Source organism: Shinella sp. JR1-6 (genome assembly GCF_004284735.1).
GTDB lineage: Bacteria > Pseudomonadota > Alphaproteobacteria > Rhizobiales > Rhizobiaceae > Shinella.
This window is the reverse complement of sequence record NZ_SHMI01000003.1, coordinates 249,076-269,477: the sequence shown is the minus strand read 5'-3', so window position 1 is coordinate 269,477 and position 20,402 is coordinate 249,076. Positions and strand designations below refer to the sequence as shown.

General features: G+C 65.5%; 27 protein-coding genes. 12 read left to right on the top strand and 15 right to left on the bottom strand.

From position 1 onward, the window contains the following. Positions 1–88 precede the first annotated feature (88 nt). Positions 89–709 (top strand): TIGR00730 family Rossman fold protein, encoded by a 621-nt coding sequence (locus tag EXZ48_RS06555; protein WP_050743150.1) that lies wholly within the window; start codon positions 89–91, stop codon positions 707–709. 27 nt (positions 710–736) lie between these two features. On the opposite strand, the gene EXZ48_RS06550 is transcribed toward EXZ48_RS06555, so the two are convergent. The 8 genes from EXZ48_RS06550 to cysS form a co-directional block, all read right to left on the bottom strand. After that, positions 737–1,255, bottom strand: coding sequence for a GNAT family N-acetyltransferase (locus tag EXZ48_RS06550; protein ID WP_130514938.1), 519 nt, complete (start codon positions 1,253–1,255; stop codon positions 737–739). A 3-nt stretch (positions 1,256–1,258) separates the two neighbouring features. Beyond that, on the bottom strand, positions 1,259–2,203 hold the full coding sequence (rarD, locus tag EXZ48_RS06545; RefSeq protein ID WP_050742882.1) for an EamA family transporter RarD: 945 nt from the start codon (positions 2,201–2,203) through the stop codon (positions 1,259–1,261). 110 nt (positions 2,204–2,313) lie between these two features. After that, the gene (cimA, locus tag EXZ48_RS06540) at positions 2,314–3,930 is read right to left on the bottom strand and encodes a citramalate synthase (RefSeq protein WP_050742881.1); all 1,617 of its coding nucleotides are present in this window, start codon (positions 3,928–3,930) and stop codon (positions 2,314–2,316) included. Between the two features lie 181 nt (positions 3,931–4,111). Further along, on the bottom strand, positions 4,112–5,071 hold the full coding sequence (gene pip / locus EXZ48_RS06535; protein ID WP_130514937.1) for a prolyl aminopeptidase: 960 nt from the start codon (positions 5,069–5,071) through the stop codon (positions 4,112–4,114). Further along, a complete protein-coding gene (locus EXZ48_RS06530) occupies positions 5,068–5,550 on the bottom strand; it encodes a GFA family protein (RefSeq protein WP_130514936.1) in 483 nt (160 codons plus the stop codon). Before EXZ48_RS06530 ends, pip begins: the two co-directional genes overlap by 4 nt. Positions 5,551–5,676: 126 nt before the next feature. Next, positions 5,677–6,174: a GFA family protein gene (locus tag EXZ48_RS06525; RefSeq protein WP_023513241.1), complete on the bottom strand. Its 498-nt coding sequence runs from the start codon at positions 6,172–6,174 to the stop codon at positions 5,677–5,679. Next, entirely contained in the window at positions 6,171–6,668 is a 498-nt protein-coding gene (locus EXZ48_RS06520) for a GFA family protein (RefSeq protein ID WP_037409296.1), read from the bottom strand. Before EXZ48_RS06520 ends, EXZ48_RS06525 begins: the two co-directional genes overlap by 4 nt. Continuing rightward, positions 6,650–8,083, bottom strand: a complete 1,434-nt coding sequence (gene cysS / locus EXZ48_RS06515; protein ID WP_130514934.1) for a cysteine--tRNA ligase — start codon at positions 8,081–8,083, stop codon at positions 6,650–6,652. Before cysS ends, EXZ48_RS06520 begins: the two co-directional genes overlap by 19 nt. 304 nt (positions 8,084–8,387) lie before the next feature. On the opposite strand from cysS, the gene EXZ48_RS35760 reads away from it, so the two are divergent. Both EXZ48_RS35760 and EXZ48_RS06510 read left to right on the top strand, forming a co-directional pair. Next, complete coding sequence (locus EXZ48_RS35760) at positions 8,388–8,513, top strand: hypothetical protein (protein WP_023513238.1); 126 nt, start codon at positions 8,388–8,390, stop codon at positions 8,511–8,513. Positions 8,514–8,688: 175 nt separating this feature from the next. Further along, positions 8,689–8,871 carry a hypothetical protein gene (locus EXZ48_RS06510; protein WP_023513237.1) on the top strand — a complete coding sequence of 61 codons (183 nt, stop codon included), beginning with the start codon at positions 8,689–8,691 and terminating at the stop codon, positions 8,869–8,871. Positions 8,872–8,902: 31 nt separating this feature from the next. Here the strand turns inward: EXZ48_RS06510 and EXZ48_RS06505 are convergent, their stop codons facing one another. Beyond that, positions 8,903–9,682, bottom strand: coding sequence for an SOS response-associated peptidase (locus tag EXZ48_RS06505; protein WP_130514932.1), 780 nt, complete (start codon positions 9,680–9,682; stop codon positions 8,903–8,905). 60 nt (positions 9,683–9,742) lie between these two features. Between EXZ48_RS06505 and EXZ48_RS06500 the strand changes: the two genes are divergently transcribed. The 4 genes from EXZ48_RS06500 to EXZ48_RS06485 all read left to right on the top strand — a co-directional run bounded on the left by EXZ48_RS06500 (position 9,743) and on the right by EXZ48_RS06485 (position 11,757). Continuing rightward, a complete protein-coding gene (locus tag EXZ48_RS06500) occupies positions 9,743–10,177 on the top strand; it encodes an NUDIX hydrolase (protein WP_130514930.1) in 435 nt (144 codons plus the stop codon). Continuing rightward, positions 10,174–10,596 (top strand): TIGR02301 family protein, encoded by a 423-nt coding sequence (locus EXZ48_RS06495; protein ID WP_130514928.1) that lies wholly within the window; start codon positions 10,174–10,176, stop codon positions 10,594–10,596. The genes EXZ48_RS06500 and EXZ48_RS06495 overlap by 4 nt, the downstream gene beginning before the upstream one ends. A gap of 92 nt (positions 10,597–10,688) precedes the next feature. Next, entirely contained in the window at positions 10,689–10,958 is a 270-nt protein-coding gene (locus EXZ48_RS06490) for a hypothetical protein (protein WP_037409294.1), read from the top strand. Between the two features lie 16 nt (positions 10,959–10,974). After that, the gene (locus EXZ48_RS06485; RefSeq protein WP_130514926.1) at positions 10,975–11,757 is read left to right on the top strand and encodes a hypothetical protein; all 783 of its coding nucleotides are present in this window, start codon (positions 10,975–10,977) and stop codon (positions 11,755–11,757) included. A gap of 3 nt (positions 11,758–11,760) precedes the next feature. On the opposite strand, the gene EXZ48_RS06480 is transcribed toward EXZ48_RS06485, so the two are convergent. Next, positions 11,761–12,369: a nucleotidyltransferase domain-containing protein gene (locus EXZ48_RS06480; protein WP_130514924.1), complete on the bottom strand. Its 609-nt coding sequence runs from the start codon at positions 12,367–12,369 to the stop codon at positions 11,761–11,763. 167 nt (positions 12,370–12,536) lie between these two features. Between EXZ48_RS06480 and EXZ48_RS06475 the strand changes: the two genes are divergently transcribed. From EXZ48_RS06475 to EXZ48_RS06455, 5 genes are all read left to right on the top strand, one after another. Further along, positions 12,537–13,382 carry a folate-binding protein YgfZ gene (locus EXZ48_RS06475; protein WP_130514922.1) on the top strand — a complete coding sequence of 282 codons (846 nt, stop codon included), beginning with the start codon at positions 12,537–12,539 and terminating at the stop codon, positions 13,380–13,382. After that, the gene (locus tag EXZ48_RS06470; RefSeq protein WP_050742873.1) at positions 13,379–14,008 is read left to right on the top strand and encodes a YfbR-like 5'-deoxynucleotidase; all 630 of its coding nucleotides are present in this window, start codon (positions 13,379–13,381) and stop codon (positions 14,006–14,008) included. Before EXZ48_RS06475 ends, EXZ48_RS06470 begins: the two co-directional genes overlap by 4 nt. 2 nt (positions 14,009–14,010) lie before the next feature. After that, positions 14,011–14,544, top strand: a complete 534-nt coding sequence (locus tag EXZ48_RS06465) for a tyrosine phosphatase family protein (RefSeq protein ID WP_130514920.1) — start codon at positions 14,011–14,013, stop codon at positions 14,542–14,544. Then, positions 14,541–15,515, top strand: coding sequence for a hypothetical protein (locus EXZ48_RS06460; protein ID WP_024271434.1), 975 nt, complete (start codon positions 14,541–14,543; stop codon positions 15,513–15,515). Before EXZ48_RS06465 ends, EXZ48_RS06460 begins: the two co-directional genes overlap by 4 nt. A gap of 122 nt (positions 15,516–15,637) precedes the next feature. Further along, on the top strand, positions 15,638–16,468 hold the full coding sequence (locus EXZ48_RS06455; RefSeq protein ID WP_130514918.1) for a mechanosensitive ion channel family protein: 831 nt from the start codon (positions 15,638–15,640) through the stop codon (positions 16,466–16,468). Positions 16,469–16,470: 2 nt separating this feature from the next. On the opposite strand, the gene EXZ48_RS06450 is transcribed toward EXZ48_RS06455, so the two are convergent. The 5 genes from EXZ48_RS06450 to EXZ48_RS06430 all read right to left on the bottom strand — a co-directional run bounded on the left by EXZ48_RS06450 (position 16,471) and on the right by EXZ48_RS06430 (position 20,243). Further along, positions 16,471–16,986 carry a superoxide dismutase family protein gene (locus EXZ48_RS06450; RefSeq protein ID WP_023512281.1) on the bottom strand — a complete coding sequence of 172 codons (516 nt, stop codon included), beginning with the start codon at positions 16,984–16,986 and terminating at the stop codon, positions 16,471–16,473. A 70-nt stretch (positions 16,987–17,056) separates the two neighbouring features. After that, positions 17,057–17,962, bottom strand: coding sequence for a carboxylating nicotinate-nucleotide diphosphorylase (gene nadC, locus EXZ48_RS06445; RefSeq protein WP_130514916.1), 906 nt, complete (start codon positions 17,960–17,962; stop codon positions 17,057–17,059). Then, entirely contained in the window at positions 17,959–18,330 is a 372-nt protein-coding gene (locus EXZ48_RS06440) for a type II toxin-antitoxin system RelE/ParE family toxin (protein ID WP_130514914.1), read from the bottom strand. Before EXZ48_RS06440 ends, nadC begins: the two co-directional genes overlap by 4 nt. Next, complete coding sequence (locus EXZ48_RS06435; protein ID WP_050742867.1) at positions 18,327–18,584, bottom strand: type II toxin-antitoxin system ParD family antitoxin; 258 nt, start codon at positions 18,582–18,584, stop codon at positions 18,327–18,329. Before EXZ48_RS06435 ends, EXZ48_RS06440 begins: the two co-directional genes overlap by 4 nt. A 60-nt stretch (positions 18,585–18,644) precedes the next feature. Next, a complete protein-coding gene (locus EXZ48_RS06430; RefSeq protein WP_130514912.1) occupies positions 18,645–20,243 on the bottom strand; it encodes an L-aspartate oxidase in 1,599 nt (532 codons plus the stop codon). Positions 20,244–20,402: the final 159 nt, after the last annotated feature.

The window sequence follows — 20,402 nt, the reverse complement described above, 5'->3', positions numbered from 1 at the left end:
AAGGTTCCCGGGACGTTCCGGAGCCGCCGCCCCGCGCTTTTTCGTCATTATCCTTGACGGGCTGCCAGCCGGGTGGCTGAATCCCGTCATGAGCGAACAAACCCTGCCGATTCGATCCGTCTGCGTTTACTGCGGCTCCCAGCCGGGCCGCGAAACCACCTATGTCTCCGCCGGGCGACGCCTCGGCAAGGCGATGGCCGAAAACCATCTCCGCCTCGTCTATGGCGGCGGCACGAAAGGCATCATGGGGGCGGTGGCCAGCGGCGTGCTCTCGCATGGCGGCCGCGTCACCGGCATCATACCGCAGTTTCTCATGGATATGGAGGCCACCCGCCATTCGCTCGGCCAGCTCTCCGAGCTGATCATCACGCCCGACATGCACGAGCGCAAACACAAGATGTTCGAGCGCGCCGACGCTTTCGTGGCGCTGCCGGGCGGCATCGGCACGCTGGAGGAGATCGTCGAGGTGATGACCTGGGCACAACTCGGCCGCCACCGCAAGCCGATGGTCTTCGCCAATATCGGCGGCTTCTGGGACCCGATGCTCAAGCTCATCCGCCACATGGCGGACGAAGGCTTCATCCACACGGCCCATCTCGTGCAGCCGATGGTGATCGACGAACCGGAAGAGATCGTCGCGGCGCTCGTTGACCATTGGGCCGGCCAGGTCGACCGCGAAGGCGAAGCCGACATCATAGCCAGGCTCTGATCTTCTCAAGAGAAACGGAAGCTCGCCTTACGGGCGGTCGAGTTCGTACCACACTTCGCCGTGCTCACTGCCCGCGATCGGATCGGGAAAATCGCCGGACACCGTCCGCGCATGCCTCATGCCGATCTTTTCCATGACGCGGCGCGAAGCCTGGTTCACGGTCATCGTCGTCGCCACGATCTTTTCGTATCCGGCGGTTTCAAAACCCCAGTCGACGAGAGCCTCCGCCCCCTCTGCGGCCAACCCCTGGCCCCAGTTCACGCGATGCAGGCGATAGCCGAGTTCAGCCAGCGTCTCGCTTTCCGGCCAGAGGCAGAACCAGCCGACAAAGACGCCATCGGCCGTCCGACGGGCTGTCCAGACATAGGGCTCCGTGCCGGTCGGCATCAGAAAGGTCGCGTTCGGCGCGACCGTCTCCCGATCGACGGCATATCCCCCGTTCAGAAAGTGCATCACCTCCGGATCACGCTCCAGATCGATGAAGTCCGCGCGGTCGCCTGGCCGGCAAGGGCTGAGCGTCAGACGCGCCGTCTGCAAAACGGCCATCGTCTATTCCGCCGGCTTGAGCTCCATGGCCGCAAGACGCTTTGCCCGCGCCGTCCGTAGCATGGAGCTGGAATAGAGGAGAAGCGCGGCCCAGATGAAGGCGAAGGCGATGAGCTTCGTCGTGCCGAAAGGTTCGTTGAAGGCGAAGACGGCGATGAAGAAGATCATCGTCGGCGCGATGTACTGCATGATGCCGATGGTGGACAGGCGCAGCAGCTTGGCGCCATTGGCATAGATCATCAGCGGGATGGCAGTGACGACGCCGCAGGCGAGCAGCCAGAGAACATCGGCGGCACCGGTATCACCGAAATGGCCCTGCCCCGAGGATTCGAGCCAGAAAATATAGCCGAGCGCCGGCACGCTCAACAGCAGAACCTCCAGGAAGAAACCCTGATTCGGACCGATCGGCAGCGTCTTGCGGAAGAAGGCATAGAAGCCCCAGGAGATGCAGAGGCTAATGGACACCCACGGCAGCCCGCCGGCGTCGAAGGCAAGGATCCCCACCGCCAAGGCCGCAAGCCCGATCGCCAGAATCTGCGTCCGGTCGAGTTTTTCCTTCAGGAGGACGGCGCCGAGGAAGATCGAGAAAAGCGGGTTGATGTAATAACCGAGGGCCGTCTCGATGGCCCGGCCGGCGCCGATGGCCCAGACATAGATGCCCCAGTTGATGGTGATCAGCACCGCCGTCAGCGTCGCCATGGCGAGCATGCGCGGCGAGCGCAACGCCACCTTGATATCGGCGGTGCGGCCGAGCCAGATCAGCACCAGCCCGGCGAGCGGCACCGACCAGACGATCCGGTGCGCCACCACCTCGGCAGCGGGAATGTGGGCGACGGCCTTCATGAAGAAGGGCAGGAACCCCCAGAACACGTAGGCCGTCAAGGCGAAGGCGAAACCGCGCGGCGAATCGCCGGTTTCGGGGCCGCTGGTGGATTTAGCGTCGGCCATGGCGTGGTATCCCGTCATTTCATGGATTTTTCGACGGGATACTCCAAAGGAAGGTTATGCACCAATTCATTCCGGTGAAGGGACGATGAGCGGCGCTGAACCTCGCCCCGCTACTCCGCGGCCACCCGCCCCGCCTCCCCGCGGTTCTTCAGGAGCTTGTAGATGATGGAATCCATCAAGGCCTGGAAGGACGCGTCGATGATGTTGTCGGAAACCCCGACCGTCCACCAGCGCGCGCCGCTGGCATCAGTGGATTCGATCAGGACGCGGGTGATGGCCTCGGTGCCGCCGTTGAGGATACGCACCTTGTAATCCGCCAGCTCCAGGTCGGCGATCTCGGCCTGATACTTGCCAAGGTCCTTGCGCAGCGCGAGATCGAGCGCGTTGACCGGGCCGTGACCTTCGGCAACGGACATCATCGTCTCGCCATCAACGACGACGCGCACCACGGCCTCCGAGACGGTCTTGAGCTGGCCGTTGGCGTCGTAGCGGCGCTCCACCATCACGCGGAAGCTTTCGACGTGGAAAAACTCCGGCACCGTGCCGAGCGTGCGGTAGGCCAGCAGCGCGAAGCTCGCATCCGCGCCCTCATAGGCATACCCGGTCGCCTCGCGTTCCTTGACGATCTGGATGAGACGATCGAGCTTCGGGTCATCCTTGCCCACGGTGATGCCGCGCAGCTTGAGCGCATTGATGAAGTTCGCCTTGCCGCCCTGGTCGGACACCATGACCTTGCGCAGGTTGCCGACGCTTTCCGGCGTCACATGTTCGTAGGTGCGCGGGTCTTTCAGGAGCGCCGAGGCATGGATGCCGGCCTTGGTGGCGAAGGCGGAAGCCCCGACATAGGGCGCCTGATGGTCCGGCGAACGGTTCAGCAATTCATCGAAGGTATGGGCAAGCTTGGTGAGGCCCGTCAGGTCCTCCGTGTCGATGCCGATCGAAAAGCGCGTCGCATAGGTCTCCTTCAGCGCCAGCGTCGGGATGAGCGTCACCAGATTGGCATTGCCGCAGCGCTCGCCGATGCCGTTCAGCGTACCCTGGATCTGGCGCACGCCGGCTTCGACGGCGGCAAGCGAATTGGCAACGGCCTGCCCCGTGTCGTTGTGGGCGTGGATGCCGAGATTGTCGCCGGGCACACCGGCGGCGATCACCGCCCGGACGATCGCCTGCACCTCTGACGGCTGCGTGCCGCCATTGGTGTCGCACAGCACCACCCAGCGGGCGCCGGAGGCATAGGCCGTGGCGGCACAGGCCAGCGCATAGGCCGGATTGGCCTTGTAGCCGTCGAAGAAATGCTCGCAGTCGACCATGGCTTCGCGACCGGAGGCGGCGACGGCCTTGACCGATTCGGCAATGCTCTCGAGGTTCTCCTCGTTGGAACAGCCGAGCGCCACGCGCACATGATAGTCCCAGCTCTTGGCGACAAGACAGATCGCGTCGCTCTTCGAGTCGAGAAGCGCGGCAAGGCCCGGATCGTTGGAGGCGGAAATGCCGGCGCGTTTCGTCATGCCGAAGGCGACGAATTTCGCACGGCCGGTGCGCTTCTTCGAGAAGAAAGCCGTATCCGTCGGGTTGGCCCCGGGATAGCCGCCCTCGACATAGTCCAGGCCGAACGCGTCCAGCATGCCGGCAATGGCGATCTTGTCCTCGACGGAAAAGTCGATGCCGGGCGTCTGCTGGCCGTCACGCAGCGTGGTGTCGAAAAGGTAGATACGGTCTTTTTTCATCTGTTCCCTCCCTGGGAACTCATTGAACACTTCAATCCGCCCCTCATCCGGCTGCCGCCACCCTCTCCCCGCAGGTGAGGAGAAGGAATATGCCGCGCCGAAAACCTCGAACCCGAATCCTGCATTCGACAGGCCCCCTCTCCCCGCATGCGGGCAGAGGGTTGGGGTGAGGGGCAGTCTCTCAAACTTTCCCCGCGAACTTGTCCGTCGCGTAGATCAGCCGGTCGAGAATGCCCGGCTCGGAATAGGCGTGCCCCGCCCCCTCGACGAGGTAGAATTCCGCCTCAGGCCACGCCTTGTGCAGGGCCCAGGCCTGTTTTGCCGGGCACGGCATGTCGTAGCGCCCGTGCACGATGAGGCCGGGAATGCCCTCCAGCTTGTGCGCATCGCGCAGGAGCTGCCCCTCGTCCAGCCAGCCGGCATTGACGAAGAAGTGGTTCTCGATGCGGGCAAAGGCGTGGGCGAACTCGTCCTCGCCGAACTTGTCGCTCGTCGAGGGCTCCGGCAGCAACGTGATCGTCTCGCCTTCCCACAGGCTCCAGGCAAGAGCCGCGGCGATACGGGTCGCCTTGTCATCGCTCGTCAGGCGGCGGTGATAGGCATGCATCATCTCGTGCCGCTCTTCCGGGGGAATGGGCGCGATGAAACGCTCCCACTTGTCGGGGAACATTTCCGAGACGCCGAACTGGTAGTACCAGTCGAGCTCGCCCTTGGTGAGCATGTAGATGCCGCGCACCACGAGCTCGGAGACGCGCTCGGGATATTTTTCCGCATAGGCAAGCGCCAGCGTCGAGCCCCAGGAGCCACCGAAGACCAGCCATTTTTCGGCGCCGGCCATTTCACGCAGGCGTTCGATGTCGGCAACGAGATGCCAGGTCGTGTTGGCCTCCAGCTCCGCATGCGGCGTGGACTTGCCGCAACCGCGCTGGTCGAACAGCGTCACGTCGTAGAGGGCGGGATCGAACAGGCGGCGGTGGGCGGGCGAGAACCCGCCGCCGGGGCCGCCATGCAGGAACACCGCCGGCTTCGCACCGGGCGTTCCGGCGCGCTCCCAGTAGATGACATGCCCATCGCCGACGTCGAGATGGCCGGAGGCATAGGGTTCGATTTCGGGATAGAGGGTACGCAGGGTCTCGCTCATAATTTCATTCCGTGGGCAGGCCAGTTTTCTGTTTCGTGGTCGGGGTGCTGGAAGGAGATGATCTTCTCCTGCTGGCTGTAGTAATCGGGGTCCTTGTGGGCGGGCGCGGAAAAGATCGCCTCGACCCAGGGAAGCCGTGCGTCGAAATTGACCTGGATCTGCGGCGCGAGGTCATCGCGCCTGTCGAAGGCGCCGATGGCGATCTCCAGCCCGCCGGGATGCTTGTAGGCCAGCGGCGTGCCGCATTGCTGGCAGAAGCCGCGGGCGATGTTGATCGAGGACTGGAAATAGGCCGGCTCGCCGCGCGACCACTCCACCTCGCCCTCGACCGTGACGAGCGGGCCGAAAAAACCGCCGAACTGCTTCTGGCACATGCGGCAATGGCAGATCGACGGGCGGCCGAGCCCGCCCTTGATACGGAAACGCACGGCGCCGCACTGGCAGCCCCCGGTTCTTGTCTCTTCCTGTTCGACGCTCATGGCAGCTCCTTCAACGATAGGCGGAATAGACGACGACGGCGACCACCACGGCAGTGATCAGGATCAGCTTGCCGGCGATGAGATAGAGCCACTTGCGCGGAAAACCGAGCTCCGGCCGGGTCTCGGTCATGGAATGTCCTCCGGCGGCCAATGGTCCGTGTCATAGTCCGGGTGCTGACGGTTGGAGGCGCGGACCACGATGTGACGTGCCGCGCCGAACTCGCCGTCCTCGCTCTCGCTTTCCGGCAGTTTCGCCAGCTGCGCGAACCAGACGAGCCGCGATTCGACGCCCGCCTGAGCGACCGGGCGGACATCGTCGGGATCGTCGAGCGAGCCGAGCGTCACATTGATATGGTCGGCGGCGAGCGCGTCGTAGAACAGCGGCGTGCCGCAATCGCGGCAGAAACCGCGGCGCACGATCTCCGAGGACTGGAACCAGCCGGCCTCGCCGCGGGTCATGGTGAAACGGTCGCGTGGCGCATTGGCAAGCGGCAGGAAATAGTTGCCGGCCGCCTTCTGGCACATGCGGCAATGACACAGATGCGGATCGCCGAGTGTGCCTTCCACCCGATAGCGCACCGCGCCGCACTGGCACCCGCCGGTATAGATGCGGGAAATGCTCATGGCTTGCGCTCCGGCGGCCATGCGTCCGTGTCGTGGTCCGGATGCTGGTAGGAGACAAGGTCGGCGAGAAAGGACGCCGCCTCCTGGTCCGCCATTGTCTCTTCCCCCGGCAGGTCGCAAATCGCGTCCACATAGGGCAGCTTCGCCTCGACGCCCCACTGGATGCGCGGGGCGATCTCCGCCGGGTCGTCAAAAGCGGCGATGGTCAGCGCCACGCCGTCCGGCGCCTCATAGGTCAGCGGCGTGCCGCAATCGGCACAGAAGCCTCGATAGCCATGGTTCGACGACTGGAAGCGCTTCGGCTCTCCCCGCGTCCAGGTCAGCTTGGCCTGCCGCACGGAGACCAGCGGCAGATAGAAATTGCCGCTCGCCTTCTGGCACATGCGGCAATGACAGACCGACGCATCGCCGAGCGCCCCTTCGACATGAAAGCGCACGGCACCGCACTGGCACCCGCCGGTGTAGAAGGGGGTGGTCACCTTTTCACCTCCCATGTCGTCACACGCTCGCCCGTCTGGGCGTCCTTGCCGTCCTTCAGCTGGACTCCCCTGGCGGCGAGGTCGTCGCGAATCTTGTCGGCTTCGGCGAAGTTCTTCGCCTTGAGCATTTCCAGGCGAAGTTGGATCAGCGTTTCGATGCTATCCTCGAGCGCCTTGGAGATCTCGGCCTTCTTCGGCAGGACGCCAAGAAGTTCGGCGCTGGCGGCGAAGACCGGCAGCATCAGCGGATCGGCATTGGCGCACTGGGCGAGCGCATGCAGCGCCTGCACGGCCGCGACGGTGTTGAGATCGTCGAAAAGCGGCGCACGCACGCTTTCATCCACCCGGCCCTCGGCCGGATTGCCGCCGGCGGGCCATTTGGCAAGCAGGCGCTCCGCCTCTTCCAGCCGCTTGACGGAAAAGTCGATCGGTTCGCGGTAATGCGTCATCAGCATGGCGAGGCGCAGCACCTCGCCCGGCCACTTGCGGCCGCCGAACTTCTCCTCGTGCAAGAGTTCTGCGATCGTGAAGAAATTGCCCTCGGACTTCGACATCTTGCGGCCTTCGACCTGCAGGAAGCCGTTGTGCATCCAGATATTCGACATGACCGGCGTGCCATGCGCGCAGCGCGACTGGGCGATCTCGTTCTCGTGGTGCGGGAAGATGAGATCGAGGCCGCCGCCATGGATGTCGAAGGTCTCGCCGAGATAGGCGGCGGACATGGCGGAGCACTCGATGTGCCAGCCCGGACGGCCGCGGCCCCAGGGGCTTTCCCAGCCGGGCTCTTCCGGCGAGGAGAGCTTCCAGAGCACGAAATCGCCGGGGTTCTTCTTGTGCACGTCGACGGCGACGCGGGCGCCGGCCTGCTGTTCGTCGAGGTTGCGCTTGGAAAGCTGGCCGTAGTCGGCCATGGACTGCGTGTCGAACAGCACCTCGCCGCCCGCCTGATAGGCATGGCCGCGCTCGATGAGGCGTTCGATCAGCGTGATCATGTCGACCTTGCCGTCGCCGCGCGGCTGGACGAACTCCGTGGCGCGGGGCTCGTGCGTCGGCTCCATGGTGCCGAGCGCGGCGATATCCGCGTGGAACTGGTTCGCCGTCTTCTCCGTCACCCGGCGGATCGCCTCGTTGAGCGAAAGCGTGCCGTCGCCGATCTCCTTTCCGAAATCGCGCAGTGCCCGGGCGTTGATCTTGTCGTCGACGTCGGTGATGTTGCGGGCATAGGTGACGTGGTCTTCGCCGTAGACATGGCGCAGCAGGCGGTACAGCACATCAAAGACGATGACCGGCCGCGCATTGCCGATATGGGCGAAGTCGTAGACCGTCGGGCCGCAGACATACATGCGCACATTGTCGGGATCGATGGGAGCGAAGGGCTCCTTCGAGCGCGTGAGCGTGTTGTACAGCGTCAGGACCGGCTTTTCGGCCATAGAAATCTCCCCAAAAGGCGTAAACCCGGCTGGCCGGGTCGTTGTCATCCGGGGATTTTGAGGGACGAAAACGGCCGGGCCAGCGCGTGCGCTAGCGAATAATGCTCCGGCGAATGCAGAGTACCGTTTTCATGGCCTGCTTTATCGCGCCGTGCGGGCGTCCGGTCAAGCGGGCGCGGCCCGTTCCCGGACGAAATTCTCGCCAGGCCTCCTGTTCCCGCGGTGACACGGCCGCCCCTGCCCGCATGGGAAAAAGAAGGGGTGAGACCGGCAGTGCCCGCCGGCAAACCGAAGGGACAGCATCATGACGACCCGGAAGACAGAGACACGCCCCGAGACCGATCTTGCCAGCCGCTACAATCCGATCGGCATCCGCGCCGTCATCGCGGCCTTTCTGATGATCAAGGTGCGGCAGGTTCCGAGGAAATGAATGTTTGCGGCCGTCACAATAGTTGATCTCGAAAACCTGTGTTTTCAGTCGCTTGCCGCAGATCGATCAAAATTTGAGCAGAATTTGGCCGAATGGGCCGCGTAAATGCATAACGCATCGGGGGTAGCAACCGGGGGATCGAAACGGGGCTGCCTGACAATTCAGGAGAAAGACAATGTCGACCGCACGAAAACAGCCGCCGCAGAACCATGCGGCAAACGAAAACCTCCAGGCGCGCTACAAGCCGCTCGGCCTGCCCGCCGTCGTGGCCGCCACGCGCTGCAAGCCCGAGGCGAAGACAGAGGACAAGCGCTCCAAGCGCGATATTCCGGCCGTGCTCCAGCCGCTCTACGATTGAGCCGCTCCAAGGCGGCCTCGCCGGCGCGATTTCAGAACAGCGACAGCTGGCCGGACGATGATGGGGGCGCTTCCGCGCCCTTTTTCTTTTCCGCCGGCGCTTCGTCGGCCCGCTCTTCCACCGGCTCCAGGATATCCGGCCCCATATTGGCGACCTTGCCCACCTTGTCGGAGACCGGGATCGCCTCGAAGAAACCGTCGTCGATCGGCGTCATCAGGTCGGCCACCTCACGCGGCTCCTGCGTCTTGCAGTCGAGCCAGCGCGAAAAGTCCTGCCTGCGGATGACAACGGGCATGCGGTCGTGGATGCGGGCAATGTCGTTGTTGGCCGCTGTCGTCAGGATCGCGCCGGTATCGACCTCCGAACCGTCGGCGGAAGACCACGTCTCCACCAGTCCGGCAAAGGCGAGAATCTCGCCCTTCTTCGGGCGGATCCAGTAGGCCTGCGCCTTGGCGCCCTTCCCTTCCGGCCGGCGCCATTCGAAAAAACCGGAGGCCGGCACGAGGACGCGGCGATGGCGCATGGCGGCACGGAATGAGGCCTTGCCGATCGCCGTCTCGGCGCGCGCATTGATGAGCAGCGGAAAGTCGCGCGGGTCCTTCACCCAGCCGGGCATGAAACCCCAGCGCACCAGCATGGCCTTGCGCTCCGGCAGGTTGCTGCCGGGCTCCTGCCTTTCCCCCGCGACGACGACCAGGATCGGCTGCGTCGGGGCGATGTTGTAGCGCTCGGGCAGGTCGCCCAGCTCGGCGAGATCGAGATAGTCGCGCGCAAGATCCCGCTTGGCCAGCAATGCAAATCGTCCACACATGGCATCGTCATCGCACTTTGCCTATAAGGGGTCAATCGAGCGCAACCGAACCGGACCGCGATGAAGAAATCCAAGACGCCCCAGCCCGCCTCCTCCGCCATCATCGAACGCGACGGGCGCTATCTCCTGGTCCTGCGCAGCAACCCGCCCTCGGCGGACATGTATGCCTTTCCCGGCGGGCGCGGCGAGCCGGGCGAGACGCCGGCCGAGACGGCGCTGCGCGAACTCTTCGAGGAAACCGGCATCCGCGCCGAAAAACCGCTGCTTTTCGCGACCTACGACCTGCCCGGCCGGGAAGACGGCCCCGGCAGCCCGTCGTTCCGCCTCTCCGTCTTCAAGGTAAAGGCGGATGCCACGGCCATCGCCGTCGCCTCGGACGATGCGGCGGCCGTCGGTTGGTACACGGCCGGGGAGATCGAAAAGCTGCCGGCGCCGGACAGCGTGCGCGAATGCATCCGGCGCCTCGAGGCGGAACGCACGGGGCAGACCGCATGACGGTGATTCGGCTCGCCCTCCTTCTCACCCTGACGCTTTCCGCGCCCGCCTTCGCCCAGAAGGCAAAAGGTGACGCGAAGGAAATACCGCCCGCGGCGGCCATCGAGGAAAAGCCCGCACCCTATGACGAACGGCTGGAACGGCTCTCGGAAATCCTCGGCGCCGTGCACTACCTGCGCAATCTCTGCATGGACAAGCCGGAGGACGGCTGGCGGGCCTCGATGCAGCGCCTCATCGAGCTGGAAGCCGCTAACGAGCCGAAAAGACAGGAGAAACTGACCGCGGCATTCAACCGTGGATATCGTTCCTTTGCGGCCATCTATACCACTTGCACCGACTCGGCTGTTGTCGCAGAAGAGAGATACCGTAACGAAGGTGCAACACTTGCCACAGAAATTACCGCACGCTTCGGAAATTAGCGGTTAATTAACCTCTTTTTACAGGACCCAGTGCCGTTTTGGGAAAAGGCTGCTAAGGTCGTTAACAGTCAAGTAAGAACTGAATGCCCCGCATGGACCGATCAATGGAACCTACTCTCAACGATATCGACGAGATGATCGTGCACGAGAAGATGCAGGCCGCTCTGGAATACCAGAACGAGGCCTGGGCCGACGGCATGGCTGATGGCATCGAACCGGAAATCATCGCCGATGCCGCCATCGCGCTCGCCATGCGCGAGACGATTCGCATTCACGGCGAACGTGGCGCGGAGGCGATGCTCGAATCGCTGCGCGAGCGCATGCTGGCTGGAGAATTCTCCCCCGAGCGCATCCTGCAATAGGCTGGAAAGACAAGTCATGCAGACGTCGCCTGACGGCAAAACGCTGTTTCGCAGCAGCCTCATCGTCTTGTCCGTGCTTTTCACGACGACGGCACTGGTGGCACCCGTCCGTCCCGCCTTTGCGCTCAGCGAGTTGAAGAACGAGCAGGGGCAGGTGCCGCAGAAGCCGGCCGAGGACGGCCAGACGCCGCCCGTCGAGGAGGAGCAGGAAGAAACCGGCCCTCTCGAACTGCCGCTGCCCGATCCGCTGATTCGCCGTAACCAGGCGGTGACAGAACCCTCCGACGACGCGCCCGCCACCGACGACAAGGCTGACGACGAACCGGAGGTTCCGGTAGAGTTCTTCTCCGACATCGCCAAGGCGCCGGAACCCGTGCGCCGCATGCGCGAACTCATCGTCGAGGCTGCCGCCTCCGGCGATATCGAGCGCCTGCGCCCCCTGCTCGGCAAGGGCATGACGGAAACGCAGGTCTCCATCGTCGAGACCGACGAAGGGCCAGTCGAAACCCTCAAGGGCCAGTCGGGCGACGAGGAAGGCATCGAGGTTCTGGCGATCCTGCTCGACGTGCTGGCGACCGGCTTCGTGTATGTCGGCAAGGGCACCGCGGACGAAATGTATGTCTGGCCCTATTTCGCCGAAAAGTCGCTCGCCACGCTGACGCCGCCGGAAAAGGTGGAGCTGCTGCGCATCGTCACCGCCGGCGACTTCGCCGACATGAAGGAATTCGGCAGCTACAATTTCTATCGCGTCGGCATCACGCCGGACGGCCAGTGGAAATTCTTCGTCACCGGCGACTGAGCCTTACAAGACCGCGCTCCAGGCATGATCCGGATAGGCCTGCGCGAGGCACGCCTGCAACCAGCACCTTTGCTTTGCGTCGAGCCGCGGCAACGCCTTGGCGAAATCCGCCTCGTCCTTGTCGCGCCGGTATTTTGCCTTGAACAGCAGGACGATCTCCGGCGCGAGATAGGCGATGCCACCGCCCGTCCTGCGCACGGCATCGGCGCGCGGCAGGCGGATCGACGGATCGCGCTTGTAGACCCAGGTCTCGGGCGTGCCGTCCTCCAGCATCATGTCGACACGCCAGCAGCCCGCCGCTACATCCTCGCACCAGACCTGCGCGATGCCTGAAGGCAGCACGTCCTCCGCGCCGAGCGGCTCGACATGGCCGTCGCCGACCGCATGGAGACGCAGGCCCGGCAAGGCTGCGCGGAAATCCGCAAAATCGGTGCGCAGAATGGTGAATTCGAGGTCGTCGTGCGGCCGCATCTGCTCCCCGTGCCAGAGATCGAGCGCCCAGCCGCCGACGATGCACCAGGGCCGTGTGACGCCGGCTAGCCGGTGGGCGAGCTCCTGCGGGTGCCAGGCGGCCCATGCATCGTGGGGAAGTGTCGGCGTTGCCGTCATCATGGATCACCTTTCTTCGCGCGGCGTCCTTCTCCGCCATCCGGACGTACAGCGCAAGGCGGCACGACCTTGCGAAAGGCGCCCGGCCGTTCTACCTCTGTTTCAACGGGTGCGATCATGCACCGCCCGCTGCCGCATGGTGCCGGCGGGCGCACAATCTGGATCGAATCATGCCTTCCGTCACACTTTCCGGCCGCGCCTTCCTCCGCATTTCCGGTGCCGATGCCGAGACCTTCCTGCAATCGCTCATCACCACCAACCTGCCCGACCTTGCGACCGGCGAGATTCGTCCCGGCGCCCTGCTGACGCCGCAGGGCAAGATCCTGTTCGACTTTCTAATATGCCGCGACGGCGACGGCGCCTTCCTGATCGAGACGACGGACGCGCAGCGCGATGCACTCCTGAAGCGCCTGACCATGTACAAGCTGCGCGCCGCGGTCGACCTTGCAACCGTCGAGGGCGACACGGTGGCGATCGCCTGGGACGCGCCCGAGGCCGGCGCGCCGCAGGACGGTCGCTTCGCCAAGGCCGGCCTTCTCCTTTCGCGCCGCCCGGGCACCGGCGGCGAGGACGACCCGGCGCTCTACGACGCCCTGCGCATCGGCACCGGCCTCGTCGAAGCCGGCCAGGACTATGCGCTCGGCGATGCCTTCCCGCACGATATTCTGCTCGACCTCACCGGCGGCCTTTCCTTCCGCCAGGGCTGCTATGTCGGGCAGGAAGTCGTCTCCCGCATGCAGCACCGCGGCACCGCGCGCCGCCGTCCCGTCATCGTCAGCGCCGAGGCCGACCTTCCCGCGACCGGCACCGAGCTTCTGGCCGGCGGCAAGCCGATCGGCACGCTCGGCAGCGTGTCCGGCACGCGCGGCCTTGCCATCGTGCGCATCGACCGCGCGGCCGACGCCATGCATGGCGGCACGCCGATCACCGCCGACGGCATGCCTGTCACCGCCGTCCTGCCGCAATGGACGGGTCTTGCCTTTCCGCAGGAAACCGCCGAGGTGCCGGCGCAATGAGCGGAGCCGCCCGCGCCAAGACGGAGCCCAGGGCCTGGCAGCGCATGCTGTCGGGCCGCCGCCTCGACCTGCTCAATCCCTCGCCGCTAGACATCGAGCTGTCCGACATCGCGCATGGGCTTGCCCGCGTCGCGCGCTGGAACGGCCAGACCAACGGCGACCACGCCTTTTCGGTGGCGCAGCATTCGCTTGTCGTCGAGGCGATCTTCCGCCAGCAAAACCGCTGCAATGCCGACGAATGCCTGATGGCATTGCTGCACGACGCCCCGGAATATGTGATCGGCGACATGATCTCGCCCTTCAAGGCGGTGGTCGGCGGCGGCTACAAGACGGTGGAGAAACGGCTGGAGGCGGCCGTGCATCTTCGCTTCGGCCTGCCGTCCGCCACGCCCGCGAGCCTGAAGGCGAAGATCAAGAAGGCCGACCAGGTCGCCGCCTTCTTCGAGGCGACGGAGCTCGCCGGCTTCTCCCATGCCGAGGCGGTCAAGTTCTTCGGCGCGCCGCGCGGCATCACACTCGACATGATCGAGATCGCCCCGCTCACCGCGCCCCTTGCGCAGCAGCGCTTTGCGGATCGCTTCGAAGCGCTGGAACGGGAGCGCGGCCCGCTCGCCGCGGCGGTGTGACGATGGGCACGATCGTCGTCGCGCCCATCGGCAAGATCGCGGAGCTCGCCGTGCGGCACCGTTGCCGCGACATGCTGAGCCTCGTCGCACCGAAGCAGAGTTTCCACCGCCCGGCCGTCATCGCCGCCGATCGCCACCTGATCCTCGGTGTCAACGACATCGCCTTTGCCGGCACCGGCAACCTTGTCGCGCCCGGCGAAGAGCATGTGGCTGCGATCATCGGGTTCGCCCGCGGCTGGGACCGGCAGGCGCCGCTGCTTGTCCATTGCATGATGGGCGTTTCCCGCTCACCCGCCGCCGCGCTGATCGCCGCGCTCGCCGTGGAACCGGACCAGGACGAACACGAGCTTGCCACCCGCCTTCGCCACGCCTCCGTGCAGGCGACGCCGAACGCCCGGCTGGTCGAAATCGGCGATCATGTGCTGTCGCGCGGCGGGCGGCTCGTCGCCGCCGTCAAGGCCATCGGCCGCGGGGCGGACTATGTCGGCGACAGCCCCTTCGCCTTTTCCGCAGCGCCGGAGACGGCGCAGCCATGACGGAGAGCCGCGTCCGTCCGCCCGTCGAGATTGGCCTCAACGCGGCGGTCGTCGCGATTTCCGGCCGCACCCCCTGCATCCTCGCCATCGGCGGCGGCGCAGGCGGCCGGGATGCCCTGCCCTTCGGCCCCTTCGATCCCCACCAGCACCGCACCTTCGAGACGAGCCTGCGCGCCAGCGTCGAGGCGCAGACGGCGCTGAAGCTCGGCTATATCGAACAGCTCTACACCTTCGGCGACCGCGGCCGCCAGAAGCTGCCGGACGAGGCCGGCACACACATGGTCTCCGTCGGCTATATCGCGCTCACCCGTACAGATGCGGAGGCGAACGAGCGGCTGGCGGAAGCCGGCGCCGCCTGGCGCGACTGGTACACCTACCTTCCCTGGGAGGATTGGCGGCAGGGCCGGCCGGCCCTCATCGACCAGATCATTCTCCCCGCCCTGAAGGCCTTCGCCGCCGATACCACGCGCGAGGAGCGGGTAAGCGCCCTGCCTTCGATGCGCACGCGCCTGCGCCTCGCCTTCGGCCTCGACGATTTTCCCTGGGACGAGGAGCGCGTGCTGGAGCGCTACGAGCTGCTCTATGAAGCGGGCCTTGCCGAGGAGGCGGTGACGGACGGGCGCACCGGATCGTGCCATCCCGTGCCCGGCATCGCCATGCGCCACGACCACCGCCGGATTCTTGCGACCGCGATGGCGCGGCTGCGCGGCAAGATAAAATACCGTCCGGTGATCTTCGAGCTGATGGCGCCGGAATTCACGCTCACCGAATTGCAGGCGACGGTAGAGGCAATCTCCGGACGACACCTGCACAAGCAGAACTTCCGCCGCCTGGTCGAGGGTGCCGAGCTGGTCGAGGCGACCGGCGGCTCCACCGCCGCCACCGGCGGGCGCCCCGCCGCACTCTTCCGCTTCCGCCGCCGCATTCTCGAGGAGCGCCCGGCCCCGGGGCTCAAGGTGGGCATGCGCTAAAGCATTTTGTTTCTTCCGCATTGTCCGACGCCGAAGCGATCCCGCTTCGGCTGGAAATGCTCTCGCCGGAACTTATCCTGCATCCTGCCATTCCCCCTTTGATATCAATGGGGAAAGCTTTCATGGAACAACAGGCAACCGACATCATCGTCGCAACACGGGCGGCGCTGGCTCAGGCGAGCGCGCTTGCCGTGCAATATTCCTTCTCGATCCTCGGCGCGCTCGTGCTGCTCGTGCTCGGCTGGTTTCTCTCACGGCTGCTGCACCGCTGGGCGCTGACGGGGCTTTCGCGTGTGCGCGGCATTGATGCGACGCTCGCGCATTTCTTCGCGAACATCCTGCGCTATGCGGTCCTCGTGCTGGTCTTCGTCACGGTGCTCGGCCAGTTCGGCGTGCAGACCGCCTCGATCATCGCCGCCCTCGGTGCCGCAGGCCTTGCCATCGGCCTCGCCCTGCAGGGCACGTTGCAGAACATCGCGGCCGGCATCATGCTTCTGGTGCTGCGGCCCTTCCGGGTCGGCGAGTACATCGAGACGAAGGACGTTTCCGGCGAGATCACCGAGGTCGGGCTGTTTGCCACCGAACTCAAGACCAGCGACGGCCTCTATCGCCTGGCGCCGAACGCGACGCTGTGGAACACGCCCGTCACCAACTACAGTCGCGAACGCACCCGCAAGCACGATCTCCAGGTGAAGGTGCCCGACGATCGCGATATCGACGGCGAGATCGACCGGCTTTTGTCGATCGCACAGAACGATCCCGCGATCGAATCCGCGCCGCCGCCGCAGGTCTTCGTCGACAGCCTGGAGGAAAGCGCCGCCACCCTGACGCTGCGCTACTGGGTGGCGACGCCGCAATGGTTCAGAACGACGCGGGAGATGAACCGCCGCGTGCGAATCGCCTTCGGGCAGAAGCGCACGGGGCCAGCGCGGGATGCAGCCCCGGCCGAATAGGCCTATTCAATCACGGCGCAGGCGAGCCGGTCGCCCGCGCCGCCCGTCGGATCGGTGCGGTAGTCGTCCGAACCGGCATGCACGATGAGCGCACGGCCGCGGATACCGCGTTCCGCATCGTCGAGACGGACCAGCGTCGAATAGACCTGCGCCCGCAGCACGCCGTCCTCGGCGATATACTGGTTCGGCAGGTCGCCGGCATGGGGACCGTCCGCCGAGATGAAGCCGTGGCTCTTTTCATCCGGGTTGAAATGCCCGCCCGCCGATGCGTGGCCGCCAGCCGGATCGCAGCTCCCGCTTTCGTGGATGTGCAGCGCCACCCATTTGCGCGGCTCGAGGCCGGAGATCTCCACTTCGAACAGCACGCCGTCGCGCCCTGCGGTCACCTGTGCACGGCCGGTTTCCTTGCCTGCGCGATCGACGAAATCCGCCCGGGCCGTGTCCGCCGCCTGCTGGGCGGCGGCGGGCAGGCTGATGAGCGGGGCGGCCAGCACGGCGCGTGCAACGATCTTCCACATGGATGCGTCCTTCCGATTGCCATTGTCCATGGAACCGGAACGCATCGTCCGCCGGGGTGTTCCGGCCCGATCAGCTCACAACGACATCGAGGCCGATGTCGAGCGTCGGCGCAGCCATGGTGATCTTGGAGGTCGAAATATAGTCGACACCGGTTTCGGCAATGGCGCGGATCGTCTTCAGATTCACGTTGCCGGAGGCTTCCAGCTTCACGCGGCGCAGGGCGGCGGCGTAGGTCGCCTCGGTCAACCCCGCACAGTCGCGGTTGATCTCGACGGCGCGGCGCAGGAGCTCCGGCCCCATATTGTCGAGCAGGATGACGTCGGGCTGCGCCTCCAGCGCCTCCTCCAGCTCCTCCAGCGTCGTCACCTCGACCTCCACCTTGACGAGATGTCCGGCAAAGGCGCGGGCGGCCGCAATGGCGCCCGCAACACCGCGGGACACGGCGATATGGTTGTCCTTGATGAGGATCGCGTCATCGAGGCCGTAGCGGTGCGACGAGCCGCCGCCCATGCGCACGGCGTATTTTTCCAGCGCCCGCAGGCCCGGGATGGTTTTCCGCGTGCAGCAGACCCTCGCCTGCGTATGGGCGATCTCGGCGGCGAACCGCGCCGTGTAGCTCGCCACGCCGCAAAGGTGCATGAGAAAATTCAGTGCCACCCGTTCGGCCGACAGCACGGCGCGGGCGGGGCCGGAAACCTGCGCGATCACCGTACCCGGCGAAAGCCGGTCGCCATCCTTCACGAAGGCCTCGAAGCGGATCGCAGGATCCATCAGCCGGAAGGCCGCGCGGGCGAGATCGAGGCCGGCGACGACCCCTTCCTCCCGCGCATTCAGCTCCGCCCGCGCCAGACTGCCCGGTGCGATCGTCGCCTGACTGGTGATGTCGCCGGCGCGCCCGAGATCTTCCGAGAGTGCGGCGCGCACCTGATCCTCGACCATCAGCGGGGAGAGGACGGGGAGATGAGGGGTGGTCATGGCGGAGAATCCTTCTCTGGACTGTTGGCATCGACGAGCCGCTTCAACGGCTCCATGCGTTCATGCAGAACGCGGAGAATGACGATTTCCTGTGCCTCGTCCGCGCCTGCTACGAGGTGGTAGTAAAGAACGTGCGCAGCAGCATGGCGCCGGGCTGCCGCACGGGAAAGATGCATGGAGCGCACGCCGGGGCGGAGCTCGTCGCGTGCCCGCGACGCCGGCCGGAGCGGGTTTTCGGCGAGAAGGCTCATGGCATGCTCGATCAACGCGGCATCGTTCATGGCCTGGACAACGCCGAAGGTCGTCACCGTGTAGCGCGCGATCTCGGTAAGATCCCGTTCGGCCTCAACCGTCAGCCGAACGATCATTTTTCGCCGATTGAAGCCGTAAAAATGTCCGTGACGGAGCGCCGGGAAAACTCGCCCCGCTCCGACTGCGCCAGCCCGGCATCGACCGCCTTGCGCAGGAGCGCGAGTTTGGCCGCCTCGCTTTCCTGTTCCTGACGCATCAAACGCAACGCATCACGAACGACCTCGCTTGCAGAGACGTAGGAGCCGCTTGCGACGGCGTCCTCGATAAAGTCGGTGAATTCCGGGGTGAGACTGACATTCAGCGTCGGCATGGCGCGATCCTTTCGCCCGATTCTAGTGCGCAAAGAGCGATTGTCAATTTTTGCCAAACTTCATGCCGCCACCGTTTCCGCAAGGTCCGCAACCACCTTCTCGGCATCGGCAAGGGTGAGGAAGGTGCGGTGCTTCCAGCCGGCCTTCTGCTCGGAGAAATCGGAGCGGAAGTGGCCGCCGCGGCTTTCCTCGCGCAGATACGCACCCGTCGCGATGAGCTTTGCCGTGGTGACGATGTTGTGGAAGCGCATGCGACTGTTTTCGCGCTCCAGCGCAGCGATCTCGCGGATTGCCGTCTTCAGACCGTCGCGGCTGCGGATGACGCCGACATGGTCGCTCATGATGCGGCGCAGGCGCTTCAGCGCCGGGCTATCCTCGATGGTGACGAGGTCGTCGCTCTCGCCGGCATTCTTGCCCCAGTCGTTGATCTTCGGCTCCGGCAGCATGCCCTTGATGTTTTCCGCGATGCGGGCGGCGAAGACCACCGCTTCAAGCAGCGAATTCGAGGCAAGGCGGTTTGCACCGTGCACGCCGGTGGAGGTGACTTCGCCGGCGGCCCACAGGCCGTCGATCGAGGTGCGGCCTTCCGCATCCGTCAAGACGCCGCCCATGTGGTAGTGCACGGCGGGCACGACGGGGATCGGCTGGGTGACGGGGTCGATGCCGGCGGCGATGCAGGAGGCATAGACCGTCGGGAACATTTCCGGGAAATGCGCACCGACCGCCTTGGTGCAATCGAGGAAGGCGCCGCGGTCGGCCTGCACCTCCGCAAAGACGCCGCGCGAAACGATGTCACGCGGGGCGAGTTCGCCGTCCGCGTGGATATCGAGCATGAAGCGGTGGCCGGCGGAATTAATGAGGTGCGCACCGTCGCCGCGCAGCGCCTCGGTGGCGAGCGGTGCAGGATCGCGGCCGATATTGATGGCGGTCGGGTGGAACTGCACGAATTCCGGATCGGCGATGATCGCCCCGGCGCGCGCGGCCATGCCGACCCCCTGACCGCAGGCCTCCCACGGATTGGTGGTGACGGCATAGAGATGGCCGACGCCACCCGAGCAGAGCACGACGGCGCGGGCCGGGAAATGAACGCGGTTCTTCGACTGGCCGGCATCGGGGCGGGCGACGACGCCCGAGATGAAGCGGCCCTCGCGCACCAGCTCCTCGACGACATAGCCTTCGAGCACCCGGATCGACGGCGTCTTGCGAACCGCAGCGATCAGCGCCTCCATGATGGCCTTGCCGGCCATGTCGCCCTTGACGCGCACGATGCGGCGTTCCGAATGGGCAGCCTCCCGGGAGAGCAGCAGCTTGCCCTCGAGATCGCGATCGAAGGGCACGCCGTATTCGAGCAGGTCGTGGATGCGCGCCGGGCCTTCGGAAACCATGAAGCGCGCCATCTTCTCATCGACGATGCCGGCACCGGCTTCGAGCGTGTCGGCGACGTGCTTTTCGAACGTATCGCCGGGGCTCATCGCCGCCGCGATGCCGCCCTGCGCCCAGGCGGAGGACGCGCCCTGTCCGATCGGCGCAGCCGCGAGAATGGTGACGGGACGCGGCGCGAGTTTCAGCGCGCAGAACAGGCCGGCAAGCCCGCCGCCGACGATGACGATATCGTCGATGCCGTTCCAGGATTGCGGACGAAAACTATCAATGGGCATGTCTTACTCCTCCGACGCGCCGCCGAACTGCGCCCCTCACCTGCCTGCCGGCATCCTCTCCCCGCAAGCGGGGCGAGGAGCGCTGGGCTCGCCGTTTTCCCCTTCTCCCCGTTTACGGGGAGAAGGTCCCGGCAGGGGGATGAGGGGGCGCAGGGCCTC